General features: G+C 64.6%; 13 protein-coding genes and 1 pseudogene. 8 read left to right on the top strand and 6 right to left on the bottom strand.

Annotated elements, in window-relative coordinates:
- The first annotated feature begins 207 nt into the window (after positions 1-207).
- The 6 genes and pseudogenes from WG901_RS00070 (at position 208) to WG901_RS00045 (ending at position 7,225) form a co-directional block, all read left to right on the top strand.
- Positions 208-1,860, top strand: a complete 1,653-nt coding sequence (locus WG901_RS00070; RefSeq protein WP_339584990.1) for an MFS transporter — start codon at positions 208-210, stop codon at positions 1,858-1,860.
- Positions 1,857-3,011 (top strand): HlyD family secretion protein, encoded by a 1,155-nt coding sequence (locus WG901_RS00065; RefSeq protein ID WP_339584989.1) that lies wholly within the window; start codon positions 1,857-1,859, stop codon positions 3,009-3,011. The genes WG901_RS00070 and WG901_RS00065 overlap by 4 nt, the downstream gene beginning before the upstream one ends.
- Complete coding sequence (locus tag WG901_RS00060; protein ID WP_339584988.1) at positions 3,011-4,384, top strand: efflux transporter outer membrane subunit; 1,374 nt, start codon at positions 3,011-3,013, stop codon at positions 4,382-4,384. Before WG901_RS00065 ends, WG901_RS00060 begins: the two co-directional genes overlap by 1 nt.
- A 134-nt stretch (positions 4,385-4,518) precedes the next feature.
- Positions 4,519-5,156 (top strand): annotated as a pseudogene (locus WG901_RS00055) (tyrosine-type recombinase/integrase).
- A gap of 143 nt (positions 5,157-5,299) precedes the next feature.
- Positions 5,300-6,496, top strand: a complete 1,197-nt coding sequence (locus WG901_RS00050) for a toxic anion resistance protein (protein ID WP_339584987.1) — start codon at positions 5,300-5,302, stop codon at positions 6,494-6,496.
- A 147-nt stretch (positions 6,497-6,643) separates the two neighbouring features.
- Positions 6,644-7,225: a hypothetical protein gene (locus tag WG901_RS00045; protein ID WP_339584986.1), complete on the top strand. Its 582-nt coding sequence runs from the start codon at positions 6,644-6,646 to the stop codon at positions 7,223-7,225.
- Position 7,226: 1 nt separating this feature from the next.
- Here WG901_RS00045 and WG901_RS00040 read toward each other — a convergent pair whose 3' ends face one another.
- The 5 genes from WG901_RS00040 to WG901_RS00020 form a co-directional block, all read right to left on the bottom strand.
- Complete coding sequence (locus tag WG901_RS00040; RefSeq protein ID WP_339584985.1) at positions 7,227-8,972, bottom strand: flotillin family protein; 1,746 nt, start codon at positions 8,970-8,972, stop codon at positions 7,227-7,229.
- A 36-nt stretch (positions 8,973-9,008) separates the two neighbouring features.
- A complete protein-coding gene (locus WG901_RS00035) occupies positions 9,009-9,626 on the bottom strand; it encodes an OB-fold-containig protein (protein WP_339584984.1) in 618 nt (205 codons plus the stop codon).
- A gap of 234 nt (positions 9,627-9,860) precedes the next feature.
- Entirely contained in the window at positions 9,861-10,220 is a 360-nt protein-coding gene (locus WG901_RS00030; protein ID WP_339584983.1) for a hypothetical protein, read from the bottom strand.
- A 519-nt stretch (positions 10,221-10,739) separates the two neighbouring features.
- Positions 10,740-11,609 carry an oxygenase MpaB family protein gene (locus WG901_RS00025; protein WP_339584982.1) on the bottom strand — a complete coding sequence of 290 codons (870 nt, stop codon included), beginning with the start codon at positions 11,607-11,609 and terminating at the stop codon, positions 10,740-10,742.
- On the bottom strand, positions 11,609-12,763 hold the full coding sequence (locus WG901_RS00020) for a cytochrome P450 (RefSeq protein WP_339584981.1): 1,155 nt from the start codon (positions 12,761-12,763) through the stop codon (positions 11,609-11,611). Before WG901_RS00020 ends, WG901_RS00025 begins: the two co-directional genes overlap by 1 nt.
- Positions 12,764-12,903: 140 nt before the next feature.
- On the opposite strand from WG901_RS00020, the gene WG901_RS00015 reads away from it, so the two are divergent.
- Positions 12,904-13,377 (top strand): hypothetical protein, encoded by a 474-nt coding sequence (locus tag WG901_RS00015; RefSeq protein ID WP_339584980.1) that lies wholly within the window; start codon positions 12,904-12,906, stop codon positions 13,375-13,377.
- 169 nt (positions 13,378-13,546) lie between these two features.
- Here WG901_RS00015 and WG901_RS00010 read toward each other — a convergent pair whose 3' ends face one another.
- Positions 13,547-15,091 (bottom strand): calcium-binding protein, encoded by a 1,545-nt coding sequence (locus WG901_RS00010; protein WP_339584979.1) that lies wholly within the window; start codon positions 15,089-15,091, stop codon positions 13,547-13,549.
- Positions 15,092-15,669: 578 nt separating this feature from the next.
- On the opposite strand from WG901_RS00010, the gene WG901_RS00005 reads away from it, so the two are divergent.
- Positions 15,670-16,449: an acid phosphatase gene (locus WG901_RS00005; RefSeq protein ID WP_339584978.1), complete on the top strand. Its 780-nt coding sequence runs from the start codon at positions 15,670-15,672 to the stop codon at positions 16,447-16,449.
- Positions 16,450-16,825 lie beyond the last annotated feature (376 nt).

Raw genomic sequence — 16,825 nt, 5'->3', positions numbered from 1 at the left:
CCCACAAGCAGGGCAATTGAAATCAACGCTCCAGACCGGCCACGACCAAGGCATGCAAGGGGCGGATATCAGCAGCATGGCTTGCCCCCGCGCGCGTTACCATCCTTATGGACATTCGGCCGCGACAGGCCAACATCCGAGATCGCGCATGCGCCGGAGCGCTGAATGCGAAAGACGAGGTCGCGCTTGAACAGCCGTTCGAAGGCAGTGGAATATCAATTCCAGCCGCACGAGCGGCCGATGATGCCCGGCTCGCCGGCCACCCCCGACCACCCCAGGCGGCGGCGGATCGGCTATTTCCTGATCGGCACGCTGCTGGCGCTGACCGGCGGCTTCATCAACGGGCTGCTCGCCGCCAACCTGCCGCAGATCCAGGGCGCGCTGGGACTGACCAATGTCGAGGGCGGCTGGATCACTGCGGCCTATTCGATGACCAACATCTGCATGTCGCTGCTGCTGATCAAGGCGCGGCAGCAATTCGGCATCCAGCGCTTCGCCCGCACCGTGCTAGCCGCGTTGCTGGCGCTCAACCTGTCGCAGTTGTTCGTCCATTCCTATGGCACCGAGCTCGTCGTGCGCGGCGTCAGCGGCATCGTCGCCAGCGGGCTGTCGACCCTAGCGCTGTTCTATTTCATGCAAGCCATGCCGCCCGCGGCCCGCCTTGTCGGCTTCGTGCTGGGCGTCGGTGTGGCGCAAGTGGCGACTCCTCTCGCACGGGTGATCTCGCCAGCGCTGCTGGCCAACGGCGACATCCAGAACCTGTTTCTGTTCGAATTCGGCCTGACACTGGCCTGCCTCGCCTGCGTTTCGCTGCTGCGCCTGCCGCCAAGCGAACGGATCGAGGCCTTCGAGCCGCTCGATTTCTTCACTTTTGCCCTCTTCGCGCCGGGCATGGCGCTGCTCTGCGCCGTGCTGGTGCAGGGGCGCATCGTCTGGTGGTCGACGCCGTGGATCGGCGTGGCGCTGGCCGGTGCGATCCTCCTGATCGGCACAGCCCTGATCGTCGAGCACAACCGCGCCAATCCGCTGCTCAACACCCGCTGGATGGGCACCGCGGGCGTGATCCGTTTCGCGTTGATCGCCGCGACCATGCGCATCCTGCTGTCCGAGCAGAGCTTCGGCGCCGCCGGCTTGCTCAGCGTGGTAGGCATGGGGCAAGAGCAACTCGTCGGCTTTTTCGTGGTGGTCACCCTGGCATCGATCGCCGGGTTGGTGGCAGGCATCGCCCAGCTGAACCCGACGCGGCTGCTGGAACCGGTGATGCTCTCCTGCGTGTTGATCGCGGCCGCCTCGTTCTTCGACACCGACGCCAGCAACCTGACGCGGCCGGTGCAGCTCTATGTCACCCAGGCGATGATCTCGTTCGCGGCAATCTATTTCATTGGGCCCACGCTGATGGCCGGCATTGTCCAGGCCATGGCCAAAGGGCCCAGCCATATCGTCAGCTTCTCCGCGATCTTTGGCATCTCGCAGCAATTGGGCGGGATCGGCGGGGCGGCGCTACTCGGTTCTTTCCAAGTCGTGCGCGAGCGGTTTCATTCGGAAGACATCGTCCAGTCGATGATGGCAACCGATCCGTTGGTGGCCCAGCGGCTGCAGCAATTGAGCGGCGCTTATGCCCGCAACCTGGGCGATCCGGCCTTGCGCCAAGCGGAGGGCGGCCTGCTGCTTTCCCAGCAGGTTGCGCGCGAGGCGAACATCCTTGCCTTCAACGACGTTTTCATCCTGGTGGGGGTTCTGGCCACGCTAGCCTTCCTCTATCTTCTTTCGCGCTGGATCTATTTCCGTCGGCGGGGAGAGACCCCGCTCGCTGCGGAGCTGGCGGCGATGCAGGCCATGAGGGAAAGAGCCGCGCAATGACCGAGCAAGAGCCCGACAACCAACGCATGGATGACCCAACCGAGCTTCCGCAGGAAGCCGAAGTGCACGAGGCCGAGGCCCCCCGGCGCGGCTGGGCGCCGCCGAGGGCCGGGCGCACAGTCACTCTGCTGGCGGTGGGTTTCATCGTCGCAGCCATCCTGCTGGTGCTCTATGCCTGGGGCCTGCCGCCGTTCGCCTCGCGCCTGCAGACTACCGATAACGCCTATGTCCGAGGCCAGACCACGGTGATCGCGCCGCAGGTGAACGGCTATGTCGTGGAAGTGCTGGTGCAGGACTATCAGCAGGTGAAGCGCGGCCAGGTGATCGCCCGGATCGACGACCGCATCTATCGGCAGCGGGTCGACCAGGCCCGCGCGCAGCTCGCCACGCAGAACGCGACATTGGACAATTCGACGCAAAGCGAGCGCTCCAGCCAGGCGCAGCTCGCCGGGCAGACCGCCAATGTCGCCAATGCCCGCGCCCAGCTCGCCCGCGCTCAGGCGGATATGCGGCGGGTGAACGAACTGGTCGGCGAAGGCTCGCTGTCGCTGCGCGAGCGCGATCAGACCCTGGCGGCGTTGCGCGCGGCACAGGCCGGCGTGCTCCAAGCCCAGGCGCAGCAACAGGTGGCGGGTGAGCAGGTGCGCACCGTGACCGTCGGCCGCGGCGGGCTACGCGCCAATGTGGAAGGCGCCGAGGCGGCGCTGCGCCTCGCCGAGATCGACCTTGCCAACACGGCGATCCGCGCGCCGCAAGACGGGCGGCTGGGCGAGGTCGGCGTGCGGCTGGGGCAATATGTCACCGCAGGCTCGCAGCTCACGTTCCTGGTGCCGCCGCAGGTCTGGGTAGCGGCCAATTTCAAGGAAGCGCAGACCGCGCACATGGCGCCGGGCCAGCCGGCAAGGCTGCGCATAGACGCACTCGACGGCGCCGAGATCCACGGCAAGGTGGAGCGGATGGCGCCGGCCGCGGGCAACGAGTTCCAGGTGATCAAGTCGGACAACGCGACCGGCAATTTCGTCAAGGTGCCTCAGCGCATCACCATCCGCATCGCGCTCGATACGAAAGATCCGCTCTATGCAAGACTGCGACCGGGCATGTCGGTGGAGGCGCGGGTCGATACCAGCGACGGCAGAGCGTCGAGGCCGTGATGCGCCGCGTGGCCCTGCTGCTGCTGCTGCCGCTCGCCAGCTGCATGGCCCCCCGCCCCGCCACGCCGCGGCCCGAAGCAGCGACAGTGGCGACGCCCGAGCAGTGGCTCAATGGCCTGCCTGGGCACGGCACGGTCGATCCGCGGTGGTGGCAGGCCTTCGGCGACCCGGCGATGACTCGGCTGGTCGAGGCGGCGGTGGCGAACAATGTTGATGTGGCTATCGCCATCGCACGGGTGCGGGAGGCGCGGGCGCAGGAGACCCTGGCCCGCGCCCAGCTGTTACCCACGCTCGACACCAGTGCCGGCGCTTCGCGCGCGCGCTCGGTCAACGCCTTCGGCCAGCCGAGCGAGTCCACTTCGGCGCAGCCCGTGGTCCAGGCAGCCTACGAGGTCGACCTGTTCGGCCGCATCGCCGACCAGGTCTCGGCCGCGCGGTCGAACTGGCTGGCGAGCGAGGCGGCGGGCGATGCGGCCCGGCTCTCCGTCGCATCGGCGACGGCCTCGGGCTATGCCACCCTGCTCGCGCTCGACGCCCGGCGCGTGGTGGTGAAGGACACGATCGACGCCCGCAGCGAGAGCCTGCGCATTGCCCGTTCGCGCGCCGAAGTCGGCTACACCTCACAGCTCGAACTGCGGCAGGCCGAGGCGGAATCCCAGGCCGCCGCACTGATCCTGCCGCAGGTCGAGCTAGCGATCGCCCGGCAGGAGAACGCGCTGCGCCTGCTGGCGGGCGAATTGCCTGGCCCGGTCGAGCGCGGGGGTTCGCTAACCGCGCTGACCGCCCCGGCGGTGCCCGACCAGGGGCTGCCCTCCGAGCTGCTGCGCCGCCGGCCTGACATTGGCCAGGCCGAGCTGGCGCTGGCCGCTTCCGACGCGACGCTGTCCGCCGCCCGAAAGCAGTTCCTGCCGAGCGTCCGCCTCACGGCGTCTGCGGGCGAGGTGTTCAACAGCCTGCTGCTCGATCCGATCGCGATCTGGTCTGTCGGCGGCTCCGTCCTCGCCCCGCTGTTTGAAGGCGGGCGGCTGCGCGCCGGAGTTGAGACCGCGGCGGCGCGGCGCGACCAGGCCGCATTCGCCTATCGCAAGGCCGCGCTTACCGCCTTCCGCGAAGTCGAGGACGCTCTCGCCAATGTCGCCAGCCTGGGCCGGCAGCGCGCCATCGCCGAGGCCCAGCGCGCCGCCATCGCCGATGCCCGCCGCCACGCGCGCAACCGCTATCGCGCCGGCTACTCCAGCTATCTCGAGGAACTCGACGCCCAGCGCGCTCTGCTCCAGGCCGATCTCGGCCTTGTCCAGTTGCGCGCCGACCAGATAACCGCGTTGGTCACGCTGTATCAGGTACTCGGCGGCGGCTGGCAGCCTGGTGCGTAGCTTCTACGATCAGCAAAGCAGCAGCCTAAGATGAACAGATGACCGCTTTCGGGAAGCAGGTACTGCCATTGGAACGGTGGTTATGTCGGCGGAACACGCTTACGCCCCAGTCGAATGCGACCCTCTGATCGGCCATTTCCGGCCATTGGAGAAGCGTCACGGGACACTCAGACCTTGACCCTGCAGTGCATGAACGGCGCCCCTGGAATGCGGGCCAAAACGTGGGACCAAAGCGCCCCCTGAAACCGTGCGATATCTGGGCCATTCGGTTCTATCTCGACGAGCATCGCCAATTGCGCGACCGGGCGCTGTTCGAACTGGCGATCGACAGCAAACTGCGCGGCTGCGATCTCGTCAAAATCAGGATCGGTGACGTCGTGAGCGGCGGTACCATCCGCAATCGATCGACTGTGATCCAGCAGAAGACAGGGCGTCCCGTGCAATTCGAGATAATGTCGGAAGCGCGAAAGAGCCTGACATCATATCTCGAGCGACGCCGAGGTTATATACACGGCTTTCTCTTTCCAAGCCGCGTGGACTATCTCGGCCATCTCAGCACTCGGCAGTATGCCAGGCTCGTCGATGAATGGGTTTCGACGATCGGGCTCGATCGCCGGGAGTACGGCACGCACTCGCTGCGCCGCACGAAAGCGTCGATGATCTGCAAAGCGACCGGAAACCTACGCGCCGTTCTGACATCGAGAACACGGTTCGTTACCTCGGCGTGGACATAGATGACGCACTAACACTCTCTGAGAGGACGGAGATTTGAAAATTCGCCGGCCGTGCTGCTTGGCCGATTTTCGATCCGGAAGATCGCGAGGTGCCAATGACCAAGCGGCAAAACTTGTACTTCCCCCATCGCCCCCTTAGAAATTTGCAGGTGCACTACGCACAGCTGAAAAGGACGCGGAGATGACGGGCGAAGTGCAGATTGACGAACTCAAGCTGACGCCGCCCGAGCCTGTAGCCATCGTTCGGCCAGAACGGGCTGCGGGCCTCGTTCCGGTAGCGGACGAACAGAAGACGATCCTTGAGAGCCGCGTCGACGATTTTATCGCCGATCTGATCGCCCAGGACGTGAACTCTCCCGAATTCGGACGCCGGGTCGATCAACTCACTCATCTTGGCAGCCGAGAGATCGCCGAGGCCGCAGGACAATCGAACCGCTTCCTCGACCGGCCCGTGCGGGCGATGGACGAAACATCCGGAGTGGGAGCCGACCTCGCGGAGCTGCGCCGCACCGTAGAGGACCTTGATCCCTCCACGCGCGGAAACCTGCTCGCGCCGAGGAAACTGTTTGGCATAATCCCGTTCGGCAACAAACTGCGCAACTATTTCGACGGCTATAAGAATGCACAGAGCCACATCAGCACGATCCTCACCCGCCTGCAGGGCGGGAAAGACGAACTGCTGATGGACAATGCCGCGATCGACGTGGAGCGGCAGAAGCTCTGGCAAGCCTTGGGCAAGCTCGAACAGATGATCTTCATGTCGAAGCTGCTCGATGAGAAGCTCGAAACGGGCGCGGCGCAACTCCAGTTGACCGATCCGGCCAAGGCGAAGGCCGTTCAGGAGAGTGCGCTGTTCTACGTCCGACAGCGCACTCAGGACCTTTTGACGCAGATGGCTTTGAGCGTTCAGGGCTATCTCGCGCTCGATCTCGTCAAGAAGAACAACATCGAGCTGGTGAAGGGCGTGGACCGTGCTTCGACCACGACCGTGGGCGCTCTGCGTACGGCCGTCACGGTCGCCCAGGCCCTGACGAGCCAAAAGCTGGTCCTAGATCAGATCACCGCGCTCAACACGACGACGGCGAAGATCATCGACGCCACCGGACAGATGATGCGCGACAACACCGCACGCATTCACGAGCAATCGGTCAACGCGGCAGTGCCGCTCGAAACCCTCAGCCGCGCGTTCCAGACGATCTACGACACGATGGACAGCATCGATACGTTCAAGCTGAAGGCGCTCGACAGCATGAAGCAGACCGTGACCTCGCTCGAAGGCGAGATTTCCAAGTCGAAGGACTATATCGCGCGGGCTGAAGGGCAGGCGCAGGGCTCTACTGGGGCAGAGCGGAACAGTTTGCTGGAATCCCTCGACTGATCGAGACCGTTCGTGAGAATGTCCGATAGCTCTAAATCTCAATCCGGAATCCCAGCCCGCGAACTCCGGCGGCAGCGCTGGGCGCGGGTGCGAAAAGCCAGTCGGCTTCGCTGGCGCTATCGGCTCAAGCGTCTTTTGCGGGCAGTTTTGGCCACATTCGCCATTTTCATCAGCGCCCTGATTTTTGCCGACTATTCTGGTGGCCTCGACTCTGGTGGCATTCTCCTGACGTTCCTCGTCATGGCCACTGCATTTGTGCTGCTCGCGCTGTTTCCGCGCACGCGAGGTCGTGAGGTCATACCCAGCCCCGGGTCGGACTTGCCCACGCTGATCAGCCAGACCCAAGACTGGCTGGAAATGCAGCGCCGCCGGCTTCCACAGCAGACCCAAACGGTCATAGACCTTCTCGAGAGCCGATTGGAGGAAGTCTCACCAAGGCTCGGCGGCTTGAGCGCGAGCGATCCGGCGGCCTATGAGCTGCGCAAGCTGCTTGGGGAGCATGTCCCCTCGCTAATCAAGAGCTACACGAGCCTACCCGCCGCGCTCACGCATCAGCCGCATGCCGGCTCCACCCCGGCCGCCCAGTTGCATGCCGGATTGGAGACGGTCGCCCGCGAGATCGAAACCATCGGCAAGACCATTGCCGCCGCAGACCTCGACGCCCTGGCGATCCGTGGCCGCTATCTCGATACGCGTTATGACACGAGCGGCGACCACGACAGGGACTGACCTACACCCTGCTGGCGTCGCCATTCGTGCTGCTCGAGCGAGCCCGCCTGGCACCTTCATCGTTCTTCTCGGCAATGCTCGGGGTGGGGATCGGCGCAACCGGCGCAGCGCCCGAAAGTAGGCCGCCGACGCTGCCGCCAGACATGCCCAGCTCCGCCATCAGAGCGTCGATCAGCGGTCCGCCGACGCGGTACTTCATGGCCGCGGCGACCGCGGCGTCAGCTAGGTTGCCCGAGCCACTCGAGCCGTCTGGCACTCCGGCATCGCCGTGCAGGCCCCGAGCATCGAGGATCGAAATCTTGTCAATCTGCTCCATCGGCTTGCTGGCCGCGGCGATGATGCCGGGCAGCGCCTCGAGCATGGCGCGGCGCAGCAGCAGCGCGGTCTGCTCGGCGTTCAGCACGTTTGTGGCTTCATTGAGCGCGGTCTGACCGGCCGCATCGACCGAAAATGCCGCTGCGCGGCCATCGGCGCGCAGTTTCTCTGCCTCGGCTTCGGCGGCGGCTTCGGTGCGCAGCGCTGCTGCCCTGGCGTCGGCCGCCTCCTTCTCGGCGCTGGCTGCGACCGTGATCTGGACGGCCTCTTCCTGTGCTCGCTGCGTGGCGGCGATAACCGCCACGTTCTTGTTACGATTGGCGATCTCGGTCGCCTTGGCGGTCTGAACGCTTTCCTCGGCCTTCACGGCGAGCGCACGCGCCTCGTTGGCGGCCGCCGTCGCGGTGGATTCCTCTTCGGACTTCTGCGCGGTTTGCACGGCGGTCGTGATGCGGGCGAGTTCGATGTTGCGATCGCGCTCGATCGTCGCGGTCTGAACCGCGCCATCGCGGGCAATCGTCGCCGTCTGGATGACCTTGTCGGCCTCGGTCTGCGCAACGGTCTGCGCTTGCTCGGCGCTAATGCGCGCGATCTCGGCCAGTCGGGTCTGCTCCGCTTCGGCCGTGGCGATGGCGGTGGCCTGCTCGGCACGCCGCGCGGCCAGGGTCTGTTGCTGAGACAGGCGCGCCTGTTCCGCCTCTTGGGCGATCGCGAGCGACTGGTTGTTGGCATCGAGATTGCGCTGTTCGATCTCGACGCGGTTGGTCGCGACGATGTCGTTACGGATCTTCTTGCGCTCTTCGATCGTGCGCGTGAGCACGGTGAGACCTTCCGCGTCGAAAGCATTGTTCTCGTTGAAATGCTCGAAGGCGGTTTGGTCAAAATGGGTGATGCTAACGGACTCGAGCTGGAAGCCGTTCATGTCCAGATCGGTCATCAGCGCTTCCTGGACCTTCTGGATGAAGTCCGCACGATTGGCGTGAAGATGCTCCATCGTCATCGTTGCCGCGACCGAACGGAGCGCCGAAACCAGCTTGCCATCGAGCAAGGCTTTCACCGCGTCTGGGTTGTTGACCGAATTGCCGAGCGTCTGTGCGGCGGCGGCGATCGATTGCGCATCGGGCTTCACCTTGATGTGAAACAGACCGACAACGTCGACGCGCAGCTTGTCCTGCGTGATCAGCGCATCCTTGTTTAGACGCGAGACTTCCAGTTTCACGGTTGAAAGGCGCACCTGCATCAGCTCATGCAATACCGGAATCACCATGATGCCACCGTTGAGCACCACTTTCTCGCCACCGAAACCCGTCCGGATCAGGGCGACATCCTTGGTCGCACGCCGATAGAGGCGCGTGAGGATCACGCCGATCACTATCAGGGCGAGGAGGATGATTCCCGCGTATACGAGAATGTTCACCAACGGTGCGGGCATCAAACTCTCCTATTGATTTGCCGAGAGGCCGACCTGTCAGACGACGGACAGCGTTGCATTGGTTTCTGGCAGGATGAAGAACAGCGGCCCATCTTGGCGTACGAGCAGGCCGATCTCGCCCTGCGCTACCGCATCGCCGTCCTCGTGCGGTTCGACCATCACGTAATGAGCCTGACCATGTTGGTCGGTTACCTTTGCACGAGCCGGCGAACCGCGGCGCGCCGTGCCTTCGAGCACTGTGGCCCTTCGCCGAAGAAGAGCCTCTCGATCGACGACGGTCGTTTGGTACTCCGGCATTAATCGCGCCACCACGCCGGCACAGAATGCATTCGCAATTAGGCCGAGAACCAAGGCGAAACCCACGGCGACAACGATGGGCAGAGGAGCGCCGAACAGTGCTTCAACGCTCTGCTGCAGGACGACTCCGACGAAGGTAAAGCAGGCCAGCAACGACGTCAGCCAAATGAGGATCGGCAAGCCGCTTCTTAGACCGAGCCAATCGAGGACCGCCCAGCCGTCAGGTTCCGGCATGTCGACATCGAGATCGAGAGCACCGATTCCGAGTCCGACCGCCTCGACGAGACCGATGCCTATCATCAAGACAAAGCTCGCCGAAAAAGCGAGATAGCCGGGTGTCAGAAGCTGTTCGAGCATAAGCAGGAATTAGCAGCGCGAGCTCGGCGAGGATAGAGAAACCCGTTCCAGTTCAGATCGAGTCGCAATCGCCTTGGGCGTTAGTCGGCACTGCTAGGTCCGTTGGGTCGAGCCACCCCGAGATTATGAACGAGCGCCTGCTCTCGATGAGCAAAGCTAGCCAGGAACGACTGCTAGGTCGGCGAACTTACGCATTCGATTGCGGTAGGATAGGAGCCACTTGCAAGCCAGCGCTCAGGCGGGCTGGATGCTGTAGTCGAACCACTCGGCCTGCCCATGGTCGTACAGCTGGACGATCTGGTCGGTAATCGTCAGCGAATAGTGGCTCGACGAACCGCGATCATATCCCTTCGCGTTCAGGCCATCGATCTCAAGGGTCACGAAGGCCTTGTCACCGCCATCGTAAAGTTCGGGAAGCGTACCGCCGAACTTGGCTGGGCGGTCGCCGTCATAGCCTTGGAGGTGAGCACCGCGCGCTTCAGCTCCGATCCGAAGGTCCCGGCCTGCCGCATGGTCGTGAACGCCAGCGACTGTTTGGCCGGTGGCATAGGCAAAAGCTGCGGCGGCGATCATGGCGCGGGTGTGCGGTGACATCGCGCTTCCTGACACCCGGATTTCCGGAAAGGCAAGCGCGGACTGACGGTTGCACGATCGGCAAGTATCTGCCGTCCGAACGTCATGACCGCCGCCCCTATCATCGTGTCAACGACTGGTTTTAAATCGTTGAGCCGGGCATCGGATTGGTCTTTTGCCCGCGGGCGCTAAGCTAGAGGCGCAGCTTTAGCATCCAGATGAGCAGCAGCAGCGGCGAAGCGACGGCGCGCTGAGCCCCCACACCGCCAAGAATAGATAGAGGCGATGGCTGCAGTCATATCTCTATGTAGATGAAACATGGCAACACAGCATGCAGTTAAGATCCCTGCCGAAACAGCCAGCCAGATGGACACGGTTTCGAGCGTCACGACGCCGCTTTTGGCGGCCTCAAAAGCACTGGTCAACGATCGCTAAGTCGGCGGAGGTGGCCGTCACCCCTCGGGGAAGCACGACGTCGTGAATGCTCGACATCAACCAGCGGCCGCTATCAGGTGTGCCGCCTGCGCTCTACTACGGCGGCTATGTCGGCGATCTGAGGCGATAACTTGGGCGCATACGCTTCGCAGCTTGGGCGGGCGGCAACCTTGAGAACCGCAGCAGTTTCGCCGCTAGGGCGATGGCGCGAACCTGCAACCGCTCGGATGTCCTAAGTCCGCGCTCTCGCAATTGCGGAAGACTCCTGACCGGCTCGGGCACGATCTCCACCGCCGCGCGGACGAGCAGCCTTTGTAGCCATCGGACCGAGACCGGCAGGACTGCCTCATCGGCCATGATGTCGAGGAACTCGGCAAGTACATCCGATCCTTCGAGCGTCGGCGCAGTCGCTGCCAGCAGCCGTTCCCACGCCTCCCACGACCCGGGCGCGTCCACCGCACCGTAGAGTTTCGCAGCGGGCAGGCCTTCAGCAAAGGCCGCTGATTTCTCGGCCGGATTAAAGGCGGAGGCATAGGCAGCATAAGCCTCGGTGAAGCCGAAAATCGCCGTGGCCTGCACCCAATTCAATAGCTGCGGATCGTTCGCGCGATAGGGCAACCCGTCGGGCGTCGTGCCGTGAACGCCTTCGTGCATCGCCACCACGCGCGCGATCATCCGTTCGGCATCGCGGCGCGGCCCATAGACCGTCATCATCGCGGCGAAGCCCGTGCGGCGCAGTCGGCCCAGCGGATCGTGGCGAAAACTGCTATTTCCCCAAACGCCCGCGCGCACCGACGGCTCGGCCAGTTCCATCAGCACCGCGGCCGTGCCGCCGATGAAAACCGTCACCGGATTGGCGAAAACCCGCCAGGACACACCATGGGCAGGCGCCAGCGACGGCGCGCCGATCGGTGCGCTGAAATCGGCCACCATGCCCGCAGGCGGGCGCATGAGCTCTTTCAAAGCGCCCAGCATCAGACGATCTCAAGGCGACAATCGCGAAGCTCGTAACCGGTGACCAGGGGATTCCAGCCGAGGTCGGGTGCGCGGGCCAGCCGCAGTCCGGGCACGCGCAGCAGACGATCGAGGAAAGCCTCGGCCTCGTTCAGCGCCACGCCCGCGCCCGGGCAACGATGCTCGCCATCGCCGAAGGCAAGGCCTGCTCCGCCCACGCGCTCGCTGCGCAGCCGGCCGGGATCGAGACGCTGCGGATCGACACCCATCGCCTCGCTGTCGATATTGGCCGAGCGAATATCGAGCGCGAGCGGCGCTTCCTCACCCGCAGAGCGGCGATAGAGCGTGCCGACCACCGGCTCGAGCCGCAGAATTTCCTCGAGCATGGCCACGCGGCCCACGCGATTGGTCGCCAGGAAACGACCGCGCAGTTCCGCATTCTCGAGAAGGTGCCAGCCTGCCATGGTCACGAACTCGCGCGTGGTGACCATGCCCGCCGCGCCATAGGTGAAGCACTCGACCAGGATATCGCGGTCCGAATATCCTTCGGACAACAGGTGCGAGATCACGTCCTCGCGCGGCTGACGCCGTCGCGCCGCGATGGCGGGGCGGACGTCGCGAACGTGAAAATGGAACATGCGAAGTTGGCCCAGCACGGTCGCGATCACGCCGGAAATTAGATCGTGGCGCGTGGCGAGCGCCGGCGAGAAGAAGGCATCGAGACGCCTTATCATGCCGCGCTTGTCGCTGTCGGTAAGCCCGACGATGCCGGCGGCGACGGTCACCGCGAGGTCTAGCGCCATGGTGTCGAGCTGCGCGTGGCCGTTGCGCTGCAGTTCGCCGATCAATCGATCGCAGCAGGCCTCGATCACCGGCCGGTGCCGTTCCTTGACCGCGCGGGGCGTGAAGAAGCGCGCGGTGGCGGCGCGCTGACGCCGGTGTGCCTCGCCCGAGAGGAACAGGATCGGCGGACGCACCGCCCTGCCCGCGCGCTCCACGAGATCGGCCTTGAAACCGGCCTGCCGAAGGCCCGGATCGCGCAGCACGCGCCGTACGGCCTCGTAACCGCGGACCGGCAGCGCTTCGCGCACGGGTCCGCTGCGCGCGGCGCCCGCCGATTTGCTTTGGGTCTTCTGACCGTTTTGCCGCTCGACTTGCGAAACGATGGCGTCCATCTTCGACCCCACTTTTGATAAGTTACTTATCATAAATTGGAACGATGTCTGCAGTGTCAAGGGCGAGTGAGCGACAGGATGCGCGGGTGGTGCGATCACGCGCGGCGATGCGGCAGGCACTGCTCGAACTCCTGGCTGACATGGCATTCGATACCGTCACGGGCGCCATGATCGCTGAGCGTGCCGGGGTCGGCTATGCGACCTATTTCCGGCACTATGCGGACCCGCGCGACCTGCTTGTGGATACGGTCGCGCATCTGGCGGGCGGGCTCGTCGAACAGATGATGCCGGCGCTGCTTAACGGCGGTACGCATGCTGCGGCGCGGGAACTGGTGCAGACGGTCGATGTCGAGCGCGCGACGTATTTCGCGCTGTTGAACGGCGCGGGCGACGCCACGCGCGGCATGCTCGTCCGCTACCTGTTCGACCGCATGGCCAATCTCCCCGATCTGTCGCCACACTGGCTGCCGAGACGGCTCGCCATCCGCTTCGCCATCGTCGGGACGATCGAACTGCTCGACTGGTGGCTCCGCGAGGAACCGCTCCTCGACTTGGACACGGTTGCCAACCTTCTCGATCGACTGATCATCGCCAGGATCAGCACAGTATCGTGATCGGCCGTCGCGGTTCCACCTCTGCTGCCTAGCCGCCGCCTCGCAAGCCGAGATCGGTCAACCTGAATGAGTGACCGCTCTACAGGCAGCGAATTTGATATCGAACCGAAGCAATGTCAGCTTTGCGGTGGAACCGTGAAGATAGATACCAGCATGGTCCACACACGCCTCAAACCGTGAATGACCCTGGTATGAAGTCGGTTATCGCGAGTACCAGCGGCGCGGTCGGGCCGTTCATGGCGACGACCATGTCGGTCAGGTCGAGGCGACGATTATCATTGAGATCACCGATCAGGTAGGTCGTCTCGCCCTCGCGATGGGACCAGATCTGGCTGAAGCCCGGTCCCAGGTCCTCGCCGCCCAGCGCTGCGCCAGCGGTCAGGCTGAACCCGGGCGTGGTCACCTCGCCCCGAAAGGCGAGTTTGCCAGCGAAGCCGCCCGAGCGCAGTTCCAGGACATCGCCTTCGGCACGATTGAAATCGGTGATCGTGTTGATCGTCGCGAGTGTTGAATCCGCGCCGAAGCCGCTATAGGTCGTGCTGAAGCCGAAGAAGCGGAACACGTCGGGACCGGTGCCCCCGGTCAGGCGATCGAGGCCCTCGCTGCCGCGGATGTAGTCGCGGCCGGCGCCGCCGAATATCTCGTCATCGCCCGTGTAGCCGTCGAGATCGTCGTTGCCATCGCCGCCGAAGACGCGATCGTTGCCGACACTGGCCCAAATGCGATCGTCATTGCCGCCCCCGTCGAGCGTGTCATCGCCGTACCCGCCCATGAAGAAATTGACGAGATCGTTGCCGATCACGGTGACAGGCTCCGGGCGGTAGACCGTGACGTCCTCCACGAAGCGCGCCGTGCCCGTGAGCGAGATCGAGACCGACGTGAAGATTTGATCGTGACCGCCGGCATCGATGCCGGTCCCATAGGTTTCGTCGACCACATCGCCGAGATCATCGACGCTATAGGCATCGTCGCCGCCTCCGCCGCGCATGACGTCCGCGCCCGCCAGACCGTCGAGGTAATTGTGCTCGGCATTGCCGATCAGCGTGTTGTCCAGCTCGTTGCCGAAGCCATTGGCACTCGCGGTGCCGATTAGCACGAGGGTTTCGACGGCCTGGCCCGTGAGGTTGTATTCGACCCTAGAATAGATCCGGTCATTGCCCTCGCCGGCGCGCTCAATTACGCGATCGCCGATATTGTCGACGTAGAAGGTGTCGTCGCCGAGACCGCCGATCATCGTGTCGGCACCGGCGCCGCCGTCGATGCGATCGTTGCCGGCTCGGCCGTCGAGCACGTTGGCCGCAGCGTTGCCGGTCAAAAGGTTGTCGAGGCTGTTGCCCGTACCGTCGATCGCCGCTGCGCCGGTCAGGGCAAGATTTTCGACCGTGAAGCGCGTGTCCGGGGCCGCATCGAGCGAATAGGAGATCGAACTGCGAACGGTGTCCCACCCGCCGAACGGAAATTCCATCACGAGGTCGCCGAAGTCGTCGACCACGTACGTGTCGTCGCCGTCCCCGCCAAGCATGAGATCCGCTCCGAATCCGCCGTCGAGCAGATCATCGCCGCCGAGCGCCAGGATCAGGTCGGGTCCGGCCCCGACCAGCGGCTGCCCGGGTGGGGCGCTGTCCGGCGTGATCGTGTCGGCCGCACCGGTTCCGCTTACCAGCACGCCAAAGCGGGTGGCGAGGTTCAGTTCGCTGGTGATCGGGGCAGTCATCGCCGTCTCCTCGAAGCGTGCGACGTCTGCCGCGCGCCGTGAGAGACTATCCGACCGGGGTCACGCCGAATATGACGCGGCGGCCGCGCCCACGACGGCGAGGCGCAGTTCCGCCTCGTTTAGGCATCGACCCGTGGCGATTATCGGACCAAAGGCTGGCGAGACTGCACTGGAAAAGCCGACACCGCCCGGCGCGACTAATCCTGATCAAGGATCTCGAACGGTTCTGGCTCAAGGCTTTCCGCACACGGCTGGGAATGTGAACGTTCCCGCTTACAGGCGCGTCCAAATCGGGGCGAACGACGGCTAAGTCGGCGCAAACCGCCTTTTGCGTCGGGCGAGCGACCGCCCGGCCAAGAGCTCGCAAGATGCAATATTCGTATTTGCTCTCGCCATCGAAGCTGCAATTTTTGGTTCGGTTTGCGCTAGGCCGTGCGTCTTAGGGTTCGCCATCCACAATACGCTTCAGGGAGAAGTCCATGATCGCACACGGGCACCGAAACGCTACCCGCCGAAATCTAACCCAGCGTCGGGTCACCTTGCTCGCTCTTCCGGTAGTCCTCATGGCGGCCGAGCGCGTGGACGCATCGCAGGCGGCAGAGCGGGCGCCCCAGGTTGGCACGCCGACCATGGCAGGCGTGCCGATCCCGGCGAAGCGGCCGACGCCTTATCTCGCAGCAGACGAACTGCCCGACGGACTGCTCCTCGTCCCGCCGCCGCCCAAGCCCGGATCGGCAGCCCAGGCGCGCGACCTCGAAGGCGCCAAACAGGCCATCGCCCAGCGCGGCAGCGCGCGGTGGGTTCTCGCGACGAGCGATGCCGACCTGTTCACGCCCACCTCGACCGGAACGATGTCGTGCGCCGCGGGCCGGCAGATCGATGCCGAAGCGACGCCGGCCACCTACAATCTGCTGTTCCGCGCGGCGATAGACTTCTCCAATTCGACGGCCTCAGCCAAGGATCACTACAAGCGGCCGCGGCCGTTCATGGAGAACGGAGGGCCGAGCTGCACGCCCGACGCCGAACGCTATCTGCGCCTCAACGGGTCCTATCCCTCGGGCCACAGCGCGATCGGCTATGGCTGGGGGTTGGTCCTGGCCGAGCTCATCCCCGCCCGGACGACGGCACTCGTCGCGCGGGCGCGCGCCTTCGGCGACAGCCGGCGCGTCTGCAACGTGCACTGGCTCAGCGACATCGAGGAAGGCCGCGTCACGGCTACCGCCACCTTCGTGCGGCTGCAGACCAATTCCGCTTTTACCGCCGACCTCGACGCGGCGCGGCGCGAACTGTCGACCCTGCCGCCGGTCGCGATGAAGCGCGATTGCGCGGCGGAGATCGCGGCGCTCGCAGCCGAGTGACCCTCGAGGTGAGCGATGCCGCGGCCATCGGCGACGCGGGCGCAGAGCCCTCGCATCGCGGCACGCCATGGCGTTGAGTGCCGCAATCGTCGCGAGATCGCCTTGATCCAGTTCGAGGTCGAAGATCGCGAAGTTCCCGGCCATGCGCTCCTTCCGTACGGACTTGCTGCAAAACCGGTGACGCGCTCCCATCGCCAGACCTCAAACGCTTCGCCGCGCTGCAGGTAGGCGATCGAAAAGATCCTTTGGCAGCGCCGGATGCGCGCCCGCAGGCGCCGTGTCTCGGACACCTCCAGGCATGAGCTGTACTTCGGCATTTGTTGGAGGCGAAGCTGGACGCTGCGGGGATGCGCGCGGGTTTAGCCCCTTGGCGAGG

Origin of the sequence: Novosphingobium anseongense (genome assembly GCF_037482895.1) — a bacterium.
Lineage (GTDB): Bacteria > Pseudomonadota > Alphaproteobacteria > Sphingomonadales > Sphingomonadaceae > Novosphingobium > Novosphingobium anseongense.
Note: the sequence above shows the minus strand (reverse complement) of the source record. Positions and strands in the feature narration are given on the sequence as shown.

What these genes read in the sequence shown, in the direction of transcription:
- WG901_RS00035 (WP_339584984.1), bottom strand. Translation starts at nt 9,626, where the DNA reads ATGCTCGAACAGCTTCTGACACCCGGCTATCTCGCTTTTTCGGCGAGC.
- WG901_RS00015 (WP_339584980.1), top strand. Translation starts at nt 12,904, where the DNA reads ATGGCATTCGATACCGTCACGGGCGCCATGATCGCTGAGCGTGCCGGG.
- WG901_RS00060 (WP_339584988.1), top strand. Translation starts at nt 3,011, where the DNA reads ATGCGCCGCGTGGCCCTGCTGCTGCTGCTGCCGCTCGCCAGCTGCATG.
- WG901_RS00020 (WP_339584981.1), bottom strand. Translation starts at nt 12,763, where the DNA reads ATGGACGCCATCGTTTCGCAAGTCGAGCGGCAAAACGGTCAGAAGACC.
- WG901_RS00025 (WP_339584982.1), bottom strand. Translation starts at nt 11,609, where the DNA reads ATGCTGGGCGCTTTGAAAGAGCTCATGCGCCCGCCTGCGGGCATGGTG.
- WG901_RS00065 (WP_339584989.1), top strand. Translation starts at nt 1,857, where the DNA reads ATGACCGAGCAAGAGCCCGACAACCAACGCATGGATGACCCAACCGAG.
- WG901_RS00030 (WP_339584983.1), bottom strand. Translation starts at nt 10,220, where the DNA reads ATGTCACCGCACACCCGCGCCATGATCGCCGCCGCAGCTTTTGCCTAT.
- WG901_RS00050 (WP_339584987.1), top strand. Translation starts at nt 5,300, where the DNA reads ATGACGGGCGAAGTGCAGATTGACGAACTCAAGCTGACGCCGCCCGAG.
- WG901_RS00040 (WP_339584985.1), bottom strand. Translation starts at nt 8,972, where the DNA reads ATGCCCGCACCGTTGGTGAACATTCTCGTATACGCGGGAATCATCCTC.
- WG901_RS00010 (WP_339584979.1), bottom strand. Translation starts at nt 15,091, where the DNA reads ATGACTGCCCCGATCACCAGCGAACTGAACCTCGCCACCCGCTTTGGC.